Origin of the sequence: Alteromonas sp. 38 (assembly GCF_902506055.1) — a bacterium.
In the GTDB taxonomy this organism is placed as follows: Bacteria; Pseudomonadota; Gammaproteobacteria; order Enterobacterales; family Alteromonadaceae; genus Alteromonas; species Alteromonas lipotrueae.
The window spans coordinates 3,163,608-3,179,879 of record NZ_LR733300.1 but is presented as its reverse complement, the minus strand read 5'-3'; the positions used below and the strand labels follow the sequence as shown (position 1 = coordinate 3,179,879).

General features: G+C 44.0%; 16 protein-coding genes. 12 read left to right on the top strand and 4 right to left on the bottom strand.

Annotated elements, in window-relative coordinates; all coding sequences use genetic code 11:
- Positions 1 to 81 precede the first annotated feature (81 nt).
- Entirely contained in the window at positions 82 to 762 is a 681-nt protein-coding gene (locus FLAVO9R_RS13845) for a PspA/IM30 family protein (protein WP_159532212.1), read from the bottom strand.
- Positions 763 to 785: 23 nt separating this feature from the next.
- Positions 786 to 1,175, bottom strand: a complete 390-nt coding sequence (locus FLAVO9R_RS13840; protein WP_159532211.1) for a DUF2170 family protein — start codon at positions 1,173 to 1,175, stop codon at positions 786 to 788.
- A gap of 237 nt (positions 1,176 to 1,412) precedes the next feature.
- Between FLAVO9R_RS13840 and FLAVO9R_RS13835 the strand changes: the two genes are divergently transcribed.
- From FLAVO9R_RS13835 to secF, 6 genes are all read left to right on the top strand, one after another.
- Positions 1,413 to 1,625: a DUF6471 domain-containing protein gene (locus FLAVO9R_RS13835; protein WP_232043593.1), complete on the top strand. Its 213-nt coding sequence runs from the start codon at positions 1,413 to 1,415 to the stop codon at positions 1,623 to 1,625.
- Positions 1,626 to 2,002: 377 nt separating this feature from the next.
- Entirely contained in the window at positions 2,003 to 3,067 is a 1,065-nt protein-coding gene (gene queA / locus FLAVO9R_RS13830; protein WP_159532210.1) for a tRNA preQ1(34) S-adenosylmethionine ribosyltransferase-isomerase QueA, read from the top strand.
- A 166-nt stretch (positions 3,068 to 3,233) separates the two neighbouring features.
- Positions 3,234 to 4,346, top strand: a complete 1,113-nt coding sequence (tgt, locus tag FLAVO9R_RS13825; protein WP_159532209.1) for a tRNA guanosine(34) transglycosylase Tgt — start codon at positions 3,234 to 3,236, stop codon at positions 4,344 to 4,346.
- Between the two features lie 24 nt (positions 4,347 to 4,370).
- On the top strand, positions 4,371 to 4,709 hold the full coding sequence (gene yajC, locus FLAVO9R_RS13820; RefSeq protein WP_013783253.1) for a preprotein translocase subunit YajC: 339 nt from the start codon (positions 4,371 to 4,373) through the stop codon (positions 4,707 to 4,709).
- Between the two features lie 55 nt (positions 4,710 to 4,764).
- Positions 4,765 to 6,612: a protein translocase subunit SecD gene (gene secD / locus FLAVO9R_RS13815; RefSeq protein ID WP_013783254.1), complete on the top strand. Its 1,848-nt coding sequence runs from the start codon at positions 4,765 to 4,767 to the stop codon at positions 6,610 to 6,612.
- A gap of 9 nt (positions 6,613 to 6,621) precedes the next feature.
- Entirely contained in the window at positions 6,622 to 7,563 is a 942-nt protein-coding gene (gene secF, locus FLAVO9R_RS13810) for a protein translocase subunit SecF (protein WP_159532208.1), read from the top strand.
- Positions 7,564 to 7,632: 69 nt separating this feature from the next.
- On the opposite strand, the gene FLAVO9R_RS13805 is transcribed toward secF, so the two are convergent.
- Positions 7,633 to 8,544: a LytR/AlgR family response regulator transcription factor gene (locus tag FLAVO9R_RS13805; RefSeq protein ID WP_159532207.1), complete on the bottom strand. Its 912-nt coding sequence runs from the start codon at positions 8,542 to 8,544 to the stop codon at positions 7,633 to 7,635.
- A gap of 107 nt (positions 8,545 to 8,651) precedes the next feature.
- Between FLAVO9R_RS13805 and FLAVO9R_RS13800 the strand changes: the two genes are divergently transcribed.
- Complete coding sequence (locus FLAVO9R_RS13800) at positions 8,652 to 9,938, top strand: acyltransferase family protein (protein ID WP_159532206.1); 1,287 nt, start codon at positions 8,652 to 8,654, stop codon at positions 9,936 to 9,938.
- Between the two features lie 90 nt (positions 9,939 to 10,028).
- Here FLAVO9R_RS13800 and suhB read toward each other — a convergent pair whose 3' ends face one another.
- Positions 10,029 to 10,805, bottom strand: coding sequence for an inositol-1-monophosphatase (suhB, locus tag FLAVO9R_RS13795; RefSeq protein ID WP_013783261.1), 777 nt, complete (start codon positions 10,803 to 10,805; stop codon positions 10,029 to 10,031).
- 275 nt (positions 10,806 to 11,080) lie between these two features.
- On the opposite strand from suhB, the gene trmJ reads away from it, so the two are divergent.
- The 5 genes from trmJ to sufB all read left to right on the top strand — a co-directional run bounded on the left by trmJ (position 11,081) and on the right by sufB (position 16,270).
- Entirely contained in the window at positions 11,081 to 11,842 is a 762-nt protein-coding gene (gene trmJ / locus FLAVO9R_RS13790; RefSeq protein ID WP_159532205.1) for a tRNA (cytosine(32)/uridine(32)-2'-O)-methyltransferase TrmJ, read from the top strand.
- A gap of 11 nt (positions 11,843 to 11,853) precedes the next feature.
- On the top strand, positions 11,854 to 12,678 hold the full coding sequence (cysE, locus tag FLAVO9R_RS13785; protein WP_159532204.1) for a serine O-acetyltransferase: 825 nt from the start codon (positions 11,854 to 11,856) through the stop codon (positions 12,676 to 12,678).
- Between the two features lie 197 nt (positions 12,679 to 12,875).
- A complete protein-coding gene (gene iscR, locus FLAVO9R_RS13780) occupies positions 12,876 to 13,361 on the top strand; it encodes a Fe-S cluster assembly transcriptional regulator IscR (protein WP_057790573.1) in 486 nt (161 codons plus the stop codon).
- 30 nt (positions 13,362 to 13,391) lie between these two features.
- Positions 13,392 to 14,570: an IscS subfamily cysteine desulfurase gene (locus tag FLAVO9R_RS13775; protein ID WP_159532203.1), complete on the top strand. Its 1,179-nt coding sequence runs from the start codon at positions 13,392 to 13,394 to the stop codon at positions 14,568 to 14,570.
- Positions 14,571 to 14,833: 263 nt separating this feature from the next.
- On the top strand, positions 14,834 to 16,270 hold the full coding sequence (gene sufB / locus FLAVO9R_RS13770; RefSeq protein ID WP_129739519.1) for a Fe-S cluster assembly protein SufB: 1,437 nt from the start codon (positions 14,834 to 14,836) through the stop codon (positions 16,268 to 16,270).
- Positions 16,271 to 16,272 lie beyond the last annotated feature (2 nt).

The following is a 16,272-nucleotide window of genomic DNA, read 5'->3' as shown; positions in this document are numbered from 1 at the left end:
TCTTTCTTTAACTGTGCCTTTAAGCGGGGAATATGTCTATAAAAGACGAAGCGGGAGCCTAAGCCCCCGTTGAATATTACTTTATTTGCCTAAAATGCGAGCAAGTTCATCATCGGCAGAGGTTTTGCCCCCTTTTATACCGGCTTCAGAAAGGCGCTTTTCTAGATCGCTGCTCGACTCTTCAGTAGCCAGTTCTTCGGCCGCCTGAAGCTCAGCGTTGCGCATCTTCTGCTTATCTTGAATGCGTGAAAGCGATTCCGTTGCAGTTTTCATTTTGCTGTTCGCGCCCATGTGGCGAGATGAAACAGCAACTTGCGCTTTTTGTACACTTTCAGTGGCTTTCACCATATCGACTTGCTGCTCTAAGCGACGTAAGTTCGCTTTGGCTAGCTGGATATTCTGTGCTAATTGTTTTTCTGATTGTTGGAACTGATCAAGATACGCCTGTTCTTGCGCTTGCTCTTCTTTCAATTCAGATACTTTGTGAGCACAATCAAGGGCCAACTGACGATCGTTATCAATCGCTTTGCGCGCGTGCGCTTCGTATTCAGCAATGGATGAGTTAAAGCTATCTACTTTTTGCTGAGACAACTTACATTTCGCTAAAATCTGCGTTCTTGCATGATCAGATTTACGTAATTCTTCTTTAGCTTCTCTAATTTCCTGCTCCAGAATACGGATAGCTTGGCTATCTACTACCGACTGTGCCGCTTCGTTGGCACCACCCTTTACTGCAGTAACTAATTTTTTCCAAACTGACATTCGCTTCTCCTTCGAAGTAAATATTAAATAAGGTGTGTTTCGTAGGCATCTAAAAATGATGCAACGTTCTGAAACAGTGTTTCTACTTCAATCACAATACTTTCTGATTTCGATTGTGCACTAAGCGCACCAAAGGCAACGTAGTATTCTTCATCGCCAACAGTCGAAATGCCGACCGTGGTTAATGGGAACAACATATGGGTAGATAAAATCTCGTGATCTAAAGCCGCTTTGTCTTTAACTTCTGATGAAGCAAATAATAAGGTTTCCACTAAGATTTGCTCGCCGCTAATAGCCAGCCACGCGTCTATACCGTCTTGATTCGCAATGAGTAAACAATTTTCCTCACGCGTCACCACAAAGTCATCGTGCCCTTTAAACAAAGTTTCGATGCTTTCTAGATCCCAACTCATACAGTTCTCCTTTTCGATTGAAGCGATAATGTCGAGTGCCACTGTAACCACAATTTACGCACTCGCCAATATTCTTGACTTGCAGTGTAGACGTATTATGCCATAATCGTCAATAACGAATACGCTTTTAATGTGTAAGAAAGTGTGTTTTTGTAAAATATACGTCACAAATGGGGTGTTTAATTGAGTGCTAAAAATGCATGGCGACAAACCGTAGCGCGACTCGTTAAGTCTGAAATGTCTGTGCGCGGAGTGAAATATCAAGCGCTCAGTCAGCGTTTAGCCGACATTGGTGTGGAGCAAAGCGCTGATAATTTAAGAAACAAAGTGAATAAGGGCATTATGGGCGCAGATTTGTTAGTACAAATATTATACGTCCTTAAAGCGCGAGCAGTAGATGCGGCGTTAATCGAAGAAATCTTAACTGATCTTGACGATACAAACAGGTAAAATGCTTTATCGCAAAAAGATATGAAGTGAAAAATTCGCTTAGGGAGTCGATAGTAATCGACGAGCGAAAAAAAACCCGACAAGTGTCGGGTCTAAGATAAGGAATGTTAAGGGAGAACATCATCACTATCTGGGTGTATCTTAACCGTTTAAGGTTTTTGCTTCTATTGTTGTTTGATATTTAACCGTATTGAGTTCTATAAGTAGGTATAACAAATTATACATGGCTACTTTAGGCTAATAAAAATAATAAGTTGGATGAGTTTTTGAAATTTCATTTTGCTTAAAATTACTAAAGTATATGAAACTTAAACCTACTTAACATTCAACTTTTGTCTTAATTCTTTCGTTTAATTTTGGCGTCTTTAAATAGTAATATGAAATTATCAGATTATCGCTTCACACTTCCAGAACACCTTATTGCCAAGTACCCAACTGAAAATAGAACGGCAAGCCGTTTACTTCAGTTAAACGGTAAGTCTGGCACGGTTACCCACTCTATGTTTAACGACATGTTGTCGTTAGTAGAAAAAGGTGACTTACTGGTATTTAATAACACGCGGGTTATTCCTGCACGCTTATTAGGCAAGAAAGAAACCGGTGGGCAAGTTGAAGTGCTTATTGAACGTATTTTAACCGAGCACACAGCGCTTGCACATGTTCGAGCCAGTAAAGCACCAAAGCCTGGTACCCGTTTGTTGCTAGAAGAGCATGTAAATATCACGGTTGAAGGGCGTGATGATGCCTTGTTTTTACTGCGCTTCGACCATGAAGAGACGGCGCTTTCTTTGTTAGAGCAATTTGGCCATATGCCATTGCCTCCTTATATTGACCGCCCGGATGAATCTACCGACAAAGAGCGCTATCAAACGGTTTACAATCAAACGCCTGGAGCAGTTGCGGCGCCAACGGCGGGCTTACACTTTGATGACAATATGCTAGCGGCGTTAAAAGCAAAAGGCGTTAATTTGGCCTTTGTTACTCTGCATGTTGGTGCGGGTACTTTTCAACCTGTAAGGGTGGAAAATATTGAAGAGCATAAAATGCATGCTGAGTATGCCGAGGTACCCCAAGAGGTGGTAGATGCTGTATTGGCGACTAAAGCCCAAGGTAAGCGGGTGATTGCGGTAGGGACGACGTCGGTACGTTCATTAGAATCTGCGGCAAAAGCTAGTGCAGTGCAGTCAATAGAAAATAATACGGGTGAAAGGCCTGTGATTACGCCGTTTTACTCCGATACTGAAATTTTTATCTATCCGGGTTTTACCTTCAAAGTGGTCGATGCCATGTTCACTAATTTTCATTTGCCTGAATCGACGCTTATGATGCTCATAAGTGCTTTTGCTGGCAGAGAAAATGTAATGAATGCTTATCAAGATGCTATCGAGAACGAGTATCGATTCTTCAGTTACGGCGACAGTATGTTTATCGAAAAAGCCTAATTGAAAGCGATATTTTAGGGAATAAGGCAGGGGATGACCGTCCTATTTCCTTCTCTCAACGATAAACATGCGTATTGGGCATGATCTCAGAAGAATAACTGGTATAATCGCCCACAATTTCGTTTGACCCAGCGCCAGAGCGCGCACCTGATTGGGAACGCTTTACATGCAATTTGAGTTGTTGAAAACCGATGGTAAAGCCAGACGCGGACGTCTGGTTTTTGATCGTGGTGTGGTAGAAACCCCAGCATTTATGCCGGTGGGAACCTACGGCACAGTAAAAGGGATGACCCCTGAAGAATTAGAAGACAGTGGTGCACATATTTGCCTTGGCAATACATTCCACTTGATGTTGCGTCCAGGTACGGGCGTTATCCGCCAGCATGGCGACCTGCATGACTTTATGCATTGGGACAAGCCAATCCTTACCGATTCAGGTGGTTTCCAAGTATTTAGCTTAGGTGATTTACGTAAAATTACCGAAGAAGGGGTAACCTTCCGCTCGCCAATTAATGGTGAGAAGATTTTACTTACGCCAGAAAAGTCGATGGAAGTGCAACGTGACCTAGGCTCTGACATCGTGATGATTTTCGATGAGTGCACGCCTTATCCTGCCACTGAGCAAGAAGCACGAGTATCCATGGAAATGTCTCTGCGCTGGGCGAAGCGAAGTAAGGAATCTCATGGCGACAGCCCTGCCGCGTTGTTTGGTATCATTCAAGGCGGCATGTACGAAGGCTTGCGTGATGTATCTTTAGCTGGGCTTGAAGCCATAGGCTTCGACGGTTATGCCATTGGCGGTTTATCGGTTGGAGAGCCTAAAGAAGATATGATCCGTATTATCGACCATACGGCGCCGCAAATTCCAGAAGACAAGCCTCGCTATTTAATGGGGGTAGGTAAGCCAGAAGATATCGTAGAAGCGGTACGCCGTGGAATCGATATGTTCGATTGTGTTATGCCAACCCGTAATGCTAGAAATGGTCACTTGTTTGTAACCGATGGCGTAGTAAAAATTCGTAACGCGAAACATCGTAACGATACGTCGCCTCTTGATGAAAATTGTGACTGTTACACTTGTAAAAACTATTCTCGCTCTTATCTACATCATTTAGATAAGTGTAATGAGATTTTGGGTGCGCGTTTAAACACCATCCACAACCTTCGTTACTACCAACGTGTTATGCAAGGCCTTCGCGATGCTATTGAAGCAGATTCGTTGGACGATTTCGTACACACTTTTTATGAACAAAAAAATATGCCGGTTCCGGCACTATAACAACGAAAATAATTGGGGAATTTTATGAGCCTATTTATCTCAAGCGCACACGCGCAAGCTTCTGGTGGCGCTGCACAAGGCGGTGGCATGGAAATGATCATCATGTTGGCCGTATTCGGTTTAATATTTTACTTCCTACTTTATCGCCCACAAGCGAAGCGTGTAAAAGAGCATAAAAACTTAGTTACCTCACTGGGTAAAGGCGACGAAGTGCTAACGCAAGGTGGCATTGTTGGTCGTATTACTAAAGTGTCTGACGACAAAGATTTCATTGAAATTTCTCTTAACGACACGAACAACATCGTTGTGCAGAAGTCGTCTGTAACAGCTGTGTTGCCAAAAGGCACGATGAAGTCGCTGTAATTGACAAACGCCGGGGCCGGGACCTTCCCGGTACTGGCACGAAAGGAACTATCCAGTGCTAAATAAAAATTCAATCTGGAAAGTGCTAAGTACGCTTATCGTCATTGGACTATGCGCACTTTATGCACTTCCCAATATCTACGGTGAAGATCACGCAGTGCAGATTTCTGCAGGCCGTGACGCTGTCGTAACCGAGTCAATGATAGGCCAAGTTGAGTCTACGTTGGCGGCAAAAGGTATTACTCCCAAGCGCATCGAATTCGAAGATGAGCAAATTCTCGTTCGTATCTCAGATTCAGACACTCAATTAGTTGCCCGTGAAGCATTAGAAGATGCATTAGGTGACGATTACTTTGTGGCAATGAACCTTGCACCTGATACGCCAGAATGGCTTGAAGGGTTAGGTGGCACGCCAATGAAACTTGGTTTGGACTTACGCGGCGGCGTTCATTTCTTAATGGAAGTGGATATGACCGAAGTCATCACTAAGTCATTAGAAGATGCTGAAAGTGGATTTCGTACCTCTTTGCGTGAAGAAGGCATTCGCTATCGTGGTGTTACACAGAAAGAAGACTACGTAGAAATTACGTTCCGTGATGAAGAAACGCTTGATAAAGCAGAGTTTTTCTTACGTAACCAAAATCGCGACCTTACGCTAAACCAAACTGACGACCTAGTACTTCGAGCGGTTTTCTCTGAAGCTAAACTTCAAGAGATTCGCGAGAACGCGGTTAAGCAAAACATTACCATTATTCGTAACCGTGTTAACCAATTAGGTGTTGCTGAGCCTTTGGTTCAAAAACAAGGTGCTGACCGTATTGTTGTGCAACTTCCTGGTATTCAAGATACGGCCCGTGCTAAAGAAATTCTAAATGCTACCGCAACCTTAGAATTTAGAATGGTTGATCAGAAAAACGACGTGCGTGACGCTATTAGCGGTCGTGTACCAGCGGGTTCTCAAGTTATTGAAGACCAGCAAGGTATTCCTCAGTTGCTTGAAAAACGCATTATGCTTACCGGAAGTCATATCATTGATGCCAATAGTGGTGTAGATGAATACGGTTTGCCTAACGTTAATATTTCTCTTGATTCAGAGGGCGGCAATAAAATGTCTCGCTCGACCCGTGGCAACATTGGCAAACCAATGGCTACGGTATTTATTGAATACAAGTCGAACGGCGAGCGTAATAAAGACGACAAGCTAATCTTCGAAAAGCACGAACAGGTTATTTCCGTAGCCACTATTCGTGCACAGTTAGGCAGTAAGTTTCAAATTACGGGTCTAGATTCACCGAAAGAAGCGCGTGATTTAGCCTTGTTACTCCGTGCCGGAGCATTGATTGCGCCTATTCAAATTGTTGAAGAGCGCACAGTAGGGCCAAGTTTAGGTAAAGAGAACATTGAGCTTGGTACACAAGCTATTGTGTATGGTTTGTTGGCGGTACTTGTGTTTATGCTCATTTACTACAAAGCCTTTGGTATTGTGGCAAACATTGCACTTATCACCAACTTGGTGATGATTGTGGGTATTATGTCTATGATCCCTGGTGCGACGCTAACCTTACCGGGTATGGCGGGTATTGTTCTTACCGTTGGTATGGCGGTAGATGCTAACGTACTTATATTCGAGCGTATTCGCGAAGAGATACGTGATGGAAGAAGCCCTCAACAGGCCATTCATCATGGCTATGACAGCGCGTTCTCTACCATTTTAGATGCTAACATCACAACGTTCATTGCGGGTCTTATTCTGTTCGCTGTAGGAACCGGTCCAATTAAAGGCTTCTCTATTACGCTAATGATTGGTATTGCTACCTCTATGTTTACTGCCATTTTACTAACACGCGTTATCGTTAACGCTGTGTGGGGCGGTCGACGTAATGTACAGAAATTAGCGATATAGGAGCAGGACATGCAATTATTAAAGTTATCTGAAACCATTAATTTCATGCGTCTGCGTGTGCCAGCGATGGTGCTATCTACCATTCTTATTTTAGGCTCGTTCGTCTCTTTGGGCGTTAACAGTCTTAATTGGGGATTAGATTTCACTGGCGGAACGCTAATTGAAGTGGGTTACGAAGACGCGGCAAACCTAGAATCGATTCGTGCGTTACTTAACAACGCGGAATTCGAAGACGCTATTGTACAAAACTTTGGCAGCAGCCAAGAGGTGCTAATTCGTATTGCCCCTCGTGACGGTGTTAAAGCGGCCACCATTGGTGAGCAAGTATTAGCAGCGTTACGTGCCGACGGCACTACGGTTGATATGCGTCGTATTGAATTCGTAGGGCCAAATGTGGGTGAAGAGCTTACTGAGCAGGGTGGTTTGGCCATGCTAGTGGCGCTCATCTGTATATTGGTTTACGTCGCCATGCGTTTTGAATGGCGTTTCGCGCTAGGGTCAGTATCGGCCCTTGCTCATGATGTCATTCTGACCTTAGGGTTGTTTTCGGTACTTCAGATAGAATTTGATTTAACAGTACTAGCGGCGGTATTAGCGGTAATTGGTTACTCGCTTAACGATACCATTGTTGTCTCTGATCGTATTCGAGAGAATTTCCGCAAGATTCGTAAGGGCGAGCCCATTGATATTATCAATATTTCGCTTACGCAAACCTTGAATCGTACAATCATTACATCACTCACCACGGTATTAGTGTTGATTGCCTTGTTCTATAAAGGCGGCGCACTCATTCATGGTTTTGCTACTGCATTGTTGTTTGGTGTTGTTGTTGGTACGTATTCTTCCGTTTATATTGCAAGCTCAGTTGCACTAGCACTGGGTATTAGTAAAGAAGATTTGATGCCACCTCAGGTAGAAAAAGAAGGCGCTGATTTAGACCCAATGCCCTAATTTTTGACGCTAGGTTCACAAGATACAAAAAGCTAGTCAGCAATTGACTAGCTTTTTTTTGCTTTCAATTTACGCTGCAGGAGTTAGGCGGGCTTTTAAGGCGTCTTTGTAACGCCTAGAGACGGGAACTTCAGTGCCATTTAACAATGTTAAAGTGCCATCTCCGCTGTCTTCAAATCGTATGTTGTCTATAAGTGTGCTTTGCACCACATAGGAACGATGTACACGAATAAAGCCTTTTTCACTAGCGTGTTCACAGAAATGTTTCATGGTATACCGTAATGGAAAGGTCGACTTCACCGTGTGCAGATTAATATAATTGCCTGACGCTTCTACCCAATAGACGTCACTAAGTTTTACTAAAAATTCTCTGTTTAGCTTCTTTACCAACAAATTGTCAGGCATGCCCGAGGTGGGGGTATCCCCTCTAGCGCCACTCACTTCCCCAGGCGCATCATGCTCCCGAATGACAGAAGCCTCTCCTATAAGCCTTCTATAACTGAACATCATGATGTAATAAAAGGTGATAAGAGTGATATAACCCCATAAATCCTTACGGTATTCATAGAAAAATTCGCTGGCTATAGGCCCGAAATTATATTCTTTGTCCGATAGTAAATAGCACAGCTCTCTAAAGGCCACCATCAAAGTGACATGTGCAATTGAAAAAAGGCTCGCAAACGCAAAATGCCAAAGTAGCCATGTTCTAACCCCAAATGCGTAAGTATCAAGTTTGCGGATGAAATAAATAAGGGGGACGACTAATAATGCAGTGGCTAATGCGCTGCTATATTCCCACAGATAAGGCTCCCACAACGAAGTGCTGTTATTTGAATCTCTCGAGAGCTCTGTCCAATCTGATGCAGCATTAATCGAGTTATTCAAAAATAGATAAATCACCAGCAGTACAAAGGCTGCCCATTTATGATATCGCTCTGTATCGCGAAAAAACTGACTGAGTTTTTCGTCACTGCTACCCACCGCTCACCCCCAATTACTCATTCTCTCGTCACTCTACGCTAGTGTAAGTAAGAAAATCTACGTTATATCAAACCCTATTACTACATTATTGAATAGGACAGACAGTAATGACACAAGCAATAAGTCGCAACGAATCAACCCGGTTTCATGAACTCGATGCACTAAGAGTTATCGCGTTTGGTGTGTTAATTCTCTATCACATTGGAATGTACTACGTTTTGGAATGGGGGTGGCATATCAAAAGTGAACAGCCTCAAGCGTGGCTGCAAGACGTGATGATTTTAACTAATCAGTGGCGAATGTCGCTGTTATTTCTAATTTCTTCGATGGTACTGACGGTATTGTTGACGCGCGTAGAGCCTAAACCGCTTCTATTCCTAAAACGGGCAGGGGAGTTGATAATTCAGCGAACCCAACGTTTAATGATTCCGTTATTATTTGGCATGTTTGTGATAGTTGCCCCACAAGTTTATATTGAATGGACGGTTAATGGGGTGATAGACACCACTTTTACGCAGTTTTATTTAGAATACATTAACCCTAATACACAGTGGCTTACCGAGCGTCATTCTGACATTGGCTTACTCACGTGGAATCACCTTTGGTTTCTCCCTTACTTGTGGGTGTATTCGTTATTGTTAATTTTGCTGTTTCCGATAATGGCTCAGTTGGCAAAACTCCAGATTGGAATAATAAGCTTTTCTTTTGCATCCTCTACAGCAATGGTCGCAATATGGCTAATGCTGCGAAATGCGTACCCCACTACACACGATTTGCTAAATGACTGGTACAGCCATGCTAAATACTTCCTTGTTATGGTGGTAGGTGCCGTTATCATTTTGCAGCCCAAGCTATGGGAAGCACTAGAGCGTGCTCGTTATGTAAGCGCGGTGGTGGCGTTGTGCATGTATTCACTTATTATCGCAGATAGGCATGACATGTTTGGGCCTGTTGGCGACTGGATGACTGAGTATTGGTGGTTCAGAGTGATGGTCGGTTATATTGTAGTGCTGAATCATTGGGCTTGGTTAGCGGCGATACTAGGTTTTGGTAAGCGTTATTTAAATAAACCCATGGGTTGGGTAAAATACCTTAATAGCGGTGTGCTTTCTTACTACATGATGCACCAAACACTGATTGTGGTGGCCGCGTATAGCCTTCATTCAATAGGCTTTCCAGTAGGCATTCAGTTTGTGCTCATTTTACTCTTTACGTTAGTTGGTTGTGCGCTAACTTATGAACTAGCCAAAAGAAACATGGTTACACGAGTACTATTTGGGTTGAAGGCTAGGTCGCAACGACCTAACCAAGACATTGATACAACCATTACGCTATCTTCTGCATCGGCTTATTCAAAGTCAGGGTCTAAGCCGCCTACAAAAGCCAGCTTATAAACAGGCAAAAAAAAAGCGGTGTATGAACACCGCTTTTTTTCATTTTATATAAGACGCTAATTCAATGAGCTGCCTTCTAAAATGCAAAGGCTATTTTAAATGCTTAACTAAGCCTTGAACTACCTTGGCGCTGCCCGCAACAATTTCACCGCTATAAAGTGGATCGTTACCGCCTTTAAAGTCGGTGACTAGGCCACCAGCTTCACGAACAATAAGTTCGCCTGCTGCGATATCCCACGTTTTAATCCCACGTTCCCAGTAGCCATCATGACGGCCAGCCGCAACGTAGGCTAAATCTAACGCTGCACTACCTGCACGGCGAATGTCGCCACACTCATGGAAAATTTTGTTTAGGCTTAGCGCATACTCGCCAAACTTAGCTTTGTTTTTAAACGGCATGCCAGTGGCGAGAATAGTCTCATTTAAATCACGAGGCTTAGACGCACGAATGCGGTAACCATTTAGCTGAGCGCCTTGTCCACGGCTAGCTGTGAATAACTCGCTACGAATAGGATCGAATACAACAGCTTGGTCTAGACGACCTTTGTGAAGTAATGCAATTGATACGGCAAAATGAGGAATGCCTTTAATGAAATTGGTGGTGCCATCTAATGGGTCAATAATCCACTGAAAATCAGTATCTGCGCCGGCGGTTTCGCCAGACTCTTCGCCCATAAAGCAGTGATTTGGGAATGATTGCTGAATTTTAGCAATAATAGCTTGTTCAGCATCTTTATCGATTTGCGTAACGAAATCGTTAGCGCCTTTTGATTCAGTTGCTACTTCGTTGTGTTTTTCGAAACCACGAACAATAATTGTGCCAGCCGCACGCGCTGCGCGCACCGCAATATTCAGCATAGGATGCATAGATAAACCACCAATTGTAAAAGACCAAAGAACAGACCTTGACCATAGGTTAGCCCAACATGCGTTTTACGCAAGTGACCCACAAGGTAAGGTGTTCAAAACGCGCGCATCTTAACCAGAATGGTCGTGTGATGCAAATGAAATGTGGGTAGGTCGCACAACTACGGATGATGCCGACTGGTTTGAGGCATCAATGTAGGCCTTCAGATAGCCATCTATACCGCCATTGTGCTACTATTCGCTCAATATTGACGAGGCTACAGGTAATAAAAAGCATGCTCGAGAACATCCGTATTATTTTGGTGAGTACATCACACACTGGCAACATTGGCTCTACAGCGAGAGCAATGAAAACCATGGGCTTGAGTAGCCTTTATTTAGTTAATCCTGTTCATGAGCCTGATGGCCAAGCAAGTGCTTTGGCAGCAGGCGCTGGAGACGTCCTCGCCAATGCTAAAATAGTGAGTACATTAGAAGAAGCCGTGTCTGATTGTGGTTTGGTGGTAGGTACCTCGGCCCGTTCTAGAACCCATTCATGGCCTATGCTTGGGCCACGTGAATGCGGCGAAAAACTAGTACAGGAAGTCAGTAATTTCCCCGTAGCACTGGTATTTGGTCGTGAAAATAGTGGATTAAGCAACGAAGAGTTGCAGCAGTGTCACTTCCATATGTGTATTCCAGCAAATCCTGAATATAGCTCGCTTAACTTAGCCGCCGCGGTACAAACCTTATGTTATGAAATTCGTATGGCCTATCTTAATCGCGAAACTTACCCCAGCGTTGAAGAAGAGTACCCACTAAACGAAGATTTAGAGCGTTTCTATACCCATCTGGAAACGACTTTGGAAAGCACCTCTTTCATTCGTAAAAGCCATCCTGGCGTGGTGATGACTAAACTTCGACGTTTGTTTAATCGCGCTCGTCCTGAGTCTCAAGAACTGAACATACTACGTGGTATATTGGCGTCTATCGATAAATCGGTGAAAGCGCCTGAACCTGAGCCTGAAATTGATAACGATAATGAATCACCTAACTAGACGAGGCACTCGTGTTCTCTAGAATTAAAGATGACATTCAAGGGGTATTTCATCGCGATCCTGCGGCACGAAATACCTTTGAGGTTTTAACCAACTATCCAGGTTTACATGCGGTGTGGCTGCATCGTGTTAGCCACAAATTGTGGAAAGCCAACTGGAAATGGTTGGCACGCAGTCTCTCCACATTCAACCGTTGGCTAACGGGGATTGAAATTCACCCAGGTGCTACGTTAGGTCGCCGAGTATTTATCGACCATGGCATGGGCGTAGTGATTGGTGAAACTGCAGAAGTGGGCGACGATGTTACTTTGTATCACGGGGTAACATTAGGCGGTACAAGTTGGACGCCGGGGAAACGTCACCCTACCTTAGAAAAAGGCGCGGTAGTGGGCGCGGGTGCTAAAGTGCTTGGCCCTATTACCATAGGTGAAAATGCCAAAGTAGGTTCAAACTCTGTGGTGGTGAAAGATATACCTGCGGGGGCTACTGCAGTAGGGGTTCCTGGGCGTATAATTATCTCTAAGCAACAAAGTGATGCAGCGCAGGTTAACCCCAACCGCAATAAAATTGCCGAAAAATATGGGTTCGATGCTTATGCAGTTGCGCCTGATAATCCAGATCCTGTCGCTAATGCCATGGGAATTATGCTTGAGCATATGCATCAAATGGATACCAAGGTGGAAGAGATGTGTAAGGTTATTCAATCACTCGGCGGTGACGTGTGTACTGATAACTTGCATAACATATCAGCGCAAGATTTCGCCGATACGGGTATTGAGTTTGCAGATGAGAGTAAAGCTAAAGCTGGCCAAGAGGCGTTCGACCCTGCTATTTAGCCGACGCTTGGGTAGCCGAAATGAAAAAGTAAGCGCGTAACTCACTGGTGTAAGTTACTAATTTTAAAGTTTATTTTTTGCGAATCTAAAAGCGATTACCTCAATCAATAATACTTGACTAAATTACTAGGTCTTATACTTGACCAATTTAGTCAGGTATGTGAAAATTCCTGCTATATTAATAGCGGGAGGATTCTATGAAATTAACATCTAAAGGGCGCTACGCAGTAACGGCAATGCTTGATGTAGCATTGCATTCGACACGCGGTCCTGTGCCTCTCGCTGATATCTCTGAACGCCAAGCTATTTCGCTATCTTATTTAGAGCAGCTTTTCTCTCGATTACGTAAAGATCAGCTAGTCGATAGTGTTCGCGGGCCAGGTGGTGGCTATTTACTAGGGCGCGATGCTGCCAATATATCAATTGGTGAAGTTATTCGTGCGGTAGATGAATCTGTAGATGCCACCCGTTGCCAAGGTCAAGCGGATTGTCAAAGTGGCGACCGTTGCCTAACTCATAGTTTATGGCAAGACTTGAGCGATCGGATAAGTTCCTTTTTGAACGATATTACCCTTGGCGAATTAATGGCCAAGCGCGACGTTCAAGAAGTGGCTGGGCGCCAAGATAAAAGCGCCTCCCTTCGTAATGTTGCCAACGATATCGAAGTTAGCTTTCAGTTATAACAACAGTTTTAGAGAATGTTTTAGTCGCTTATGTCTCGTTCAACACCTATTTATTTAGATTACGCCGCTACCACGCCTGTCGACCCAAAGGTTGCAGAAAAAATGGTGCAGTGCCTGACTATGGATGGCAATTTTGGCAACCCAGCTTCCCGTTCGTATCGTTTTGGTTGGATGGCGGAAGAAGCGGTAGACGTCGCACGCAATCAAATAAGTGATGCACTGAACTGCGACCCACGAGAAATTGTATTTACCTCGGGTGCGACAGAATCGAATAATTTAGCTATTAAAGGTGTAGCAGAAGGCTATGCGAATAACTGTAAACATATCATTACCGTTAATACCGAACACAAAGCTGTTTTAGATACGTGTGAATACCTTGAAAAGCAAGGTTTTAAAGTGACTTACCTAGATGTGGATACGTCAGGTCTTGTTTCACTTTCACAGCTTGAAGCAGCAATAACTACCGACACCATTTTAGTGTCAGTAATGCACGTAAATAACGAATTAGGTGTTGTTCAAGATATTAGTGCTATTGGTGAGCTTTGCCGTGCTAAGAACATCCTGTTTCACGTCGATGCGGCGCAGAGCGTAGGTAAGCTTCCTATTGACTTGCAAGCATTGCCAGTCGACCTGTTATCTATTTCAGCGCATAAAATTTATGGTCCGAAAGGGATGGGGGCGTTATACGTTCGCCGTCGACCAAAAATCAACTTAGCGGCACAGATTCACGGTGGCGGTCACGAACGAGGAATGCGTTCAGGCACACTAGCAACCCACCAAATTGTAGGTATGGGGGAAGCGATACACCTTGCCTATCAGCAGTTAGAGAATGATACCGCCCTTATTAGCGAGTTAAAATCAGCATTGTGGGAAGGGCTAAGCCAGTTAGATGATATTCACCTTAATGGTCATGAAACTCAGCGTATAGCGAACATTTTAAATGTGAGTTTTGGTGGTGTGGATGGGGAAAGTATGATGATGGCGATGAATGATATTGCGGTATCTTCAGGTTCTGCCTGTACATCGGCAAGCTTAGAACCCTCATATGTATTACGCGCCATAGGAAGAAGTAGTGAACTGGCTCACGCTGGAATACGTTTTAGTATAGGTAGGTTCACCACATTAGATGACATTACCTACGTCATCAATAAAGTCATCGATATTGTTACCCGTTTACGTGAGGCGACAGTATTGGCCGCAAGCCGATAGCGTCTTTTGTCGCACGGCATCGCAATTACCGATTGCTACGATATTTAATTTTTATTTAACAGGGCTATTGAATATTTGAGTGAAATACTCAGGTATTATATAATACGGCACCAAAATTTTAGGCTGTCTAGATATTCGATAAGAATATCGCAAATGCGTTTTGGCAAATACGTGAATAGCTAAAACGGCAACGTGACTTACTGGCAAGACCGAGAGGCCAGTAGTGAAGGCAGCAAACGCAGGCAAACAAGTGAGATCCCAACATGAGTGAACAGATCGAACAGGCGTTAGAAAGAAAGTACGATGCTGGATTTTATTCAGAGATCGAATCTGAGACTTTTGAAAGTGGCCTCGACGAGTCAGTAATTCGCCGTATTTCAGCAATGAAAAACGAGCCAGAGTGGATGCTAGAGTGGCGCTTAAAAGCGTATCATTCGTGGCTTGAAATGGAAGAGCCTGATTGGGCCCATGTCGACTACCCTAAAATTGACTATCAAGCCATTTCTTATTACTCGGCACCAAAGAGTATGAAAGATAAGCCTCAGTCACTTGATGAAGTCGATCCGGAACTACTGCGTACCTACGAAAAGCTAGGTATTCCGTTGCATGAACAAGAAATGCTAGCGGGTGTTGCTGTAGATGCGGTATTTGACTCAGTTTCAGTGGTAACAACCTTTCGCAGCAAGTTAGAAGAAGCGGGCGTTATCTTTTGCCCTATCTCTGAAGCGCTGGTGAAATACCCAGATTTAGTGAAAAAGTACATCGGCTCAGTAGTACCGCGCACCGATAACTACTTTGCCGCATTAAACAGTGCCGTATTTACCGATGGATCATTTGTTTATATCCCCAAAGGCACACGCTGTCCTATGGAGCTTTCTACCTATTTCCGTATAAACGAAATGAACACTGGTCAGTTTGAACGTACGTTAATTGTTGCCGAAGAAGGGAGTTACGTAAGCTACCTAGAAGGCTGTACTGCCCCCCAGCGTGACGAGAATCAATTACACGCCGCAGTGGTTGAATTGGTTGCTATGGATGATGCCACTATTAAGTACTCAACAGTACAAAACTGGTACCCAGGTGACGAAAACGGTAAAGGCGGTATTTACAACTTCGTGACCAAGCGTGGTATTTGCCATAAAAACGCAAAAATCTCGTGGACTCAGGTTGAAACCGGTTCAGCGGTGACGTGGAAATACCCAAGCTGTGTGCTGAAAGGCGATAACAGTGTAGGTGAGTTTTATTCAGTGGCGTTAACCCGTGGAAGGCAGCAAGCCGACACCGGTACTAAGATGATTCACCTTGGTAAGAACACGCGCTCTACCATTATCTCTAAAGGTATTTCAGCGGGTAACAGTAACAACGCCTATCGTGGATTAGTGCAGATGGGCCCTCGTGCCGATGGCGCGCGTAACTTCACAGAGTGTGACTCGCTGTTAATCGGCGATAAATGCGGCGCGCATACGTTCCCGTATATCGAAAGTAGAAATCCAAGTGCCATTGTTGAGCACGAAGCAACAACGTCGAAAGTAAGCGACGAGCAGTTGTTCTTGTGCCAGCAACGTGGTTTAGACACAGAAAAATCCGTTTCCATGATTGTTAACGGTTTCTGTAAAGAAGTATTCAAAGAGCTGCCGATGGAATTTGCCGTAGAAGCCGGCAAGCTGCTCGAAATTAGTCTTGAAGGTTCAGTGGGGTAATC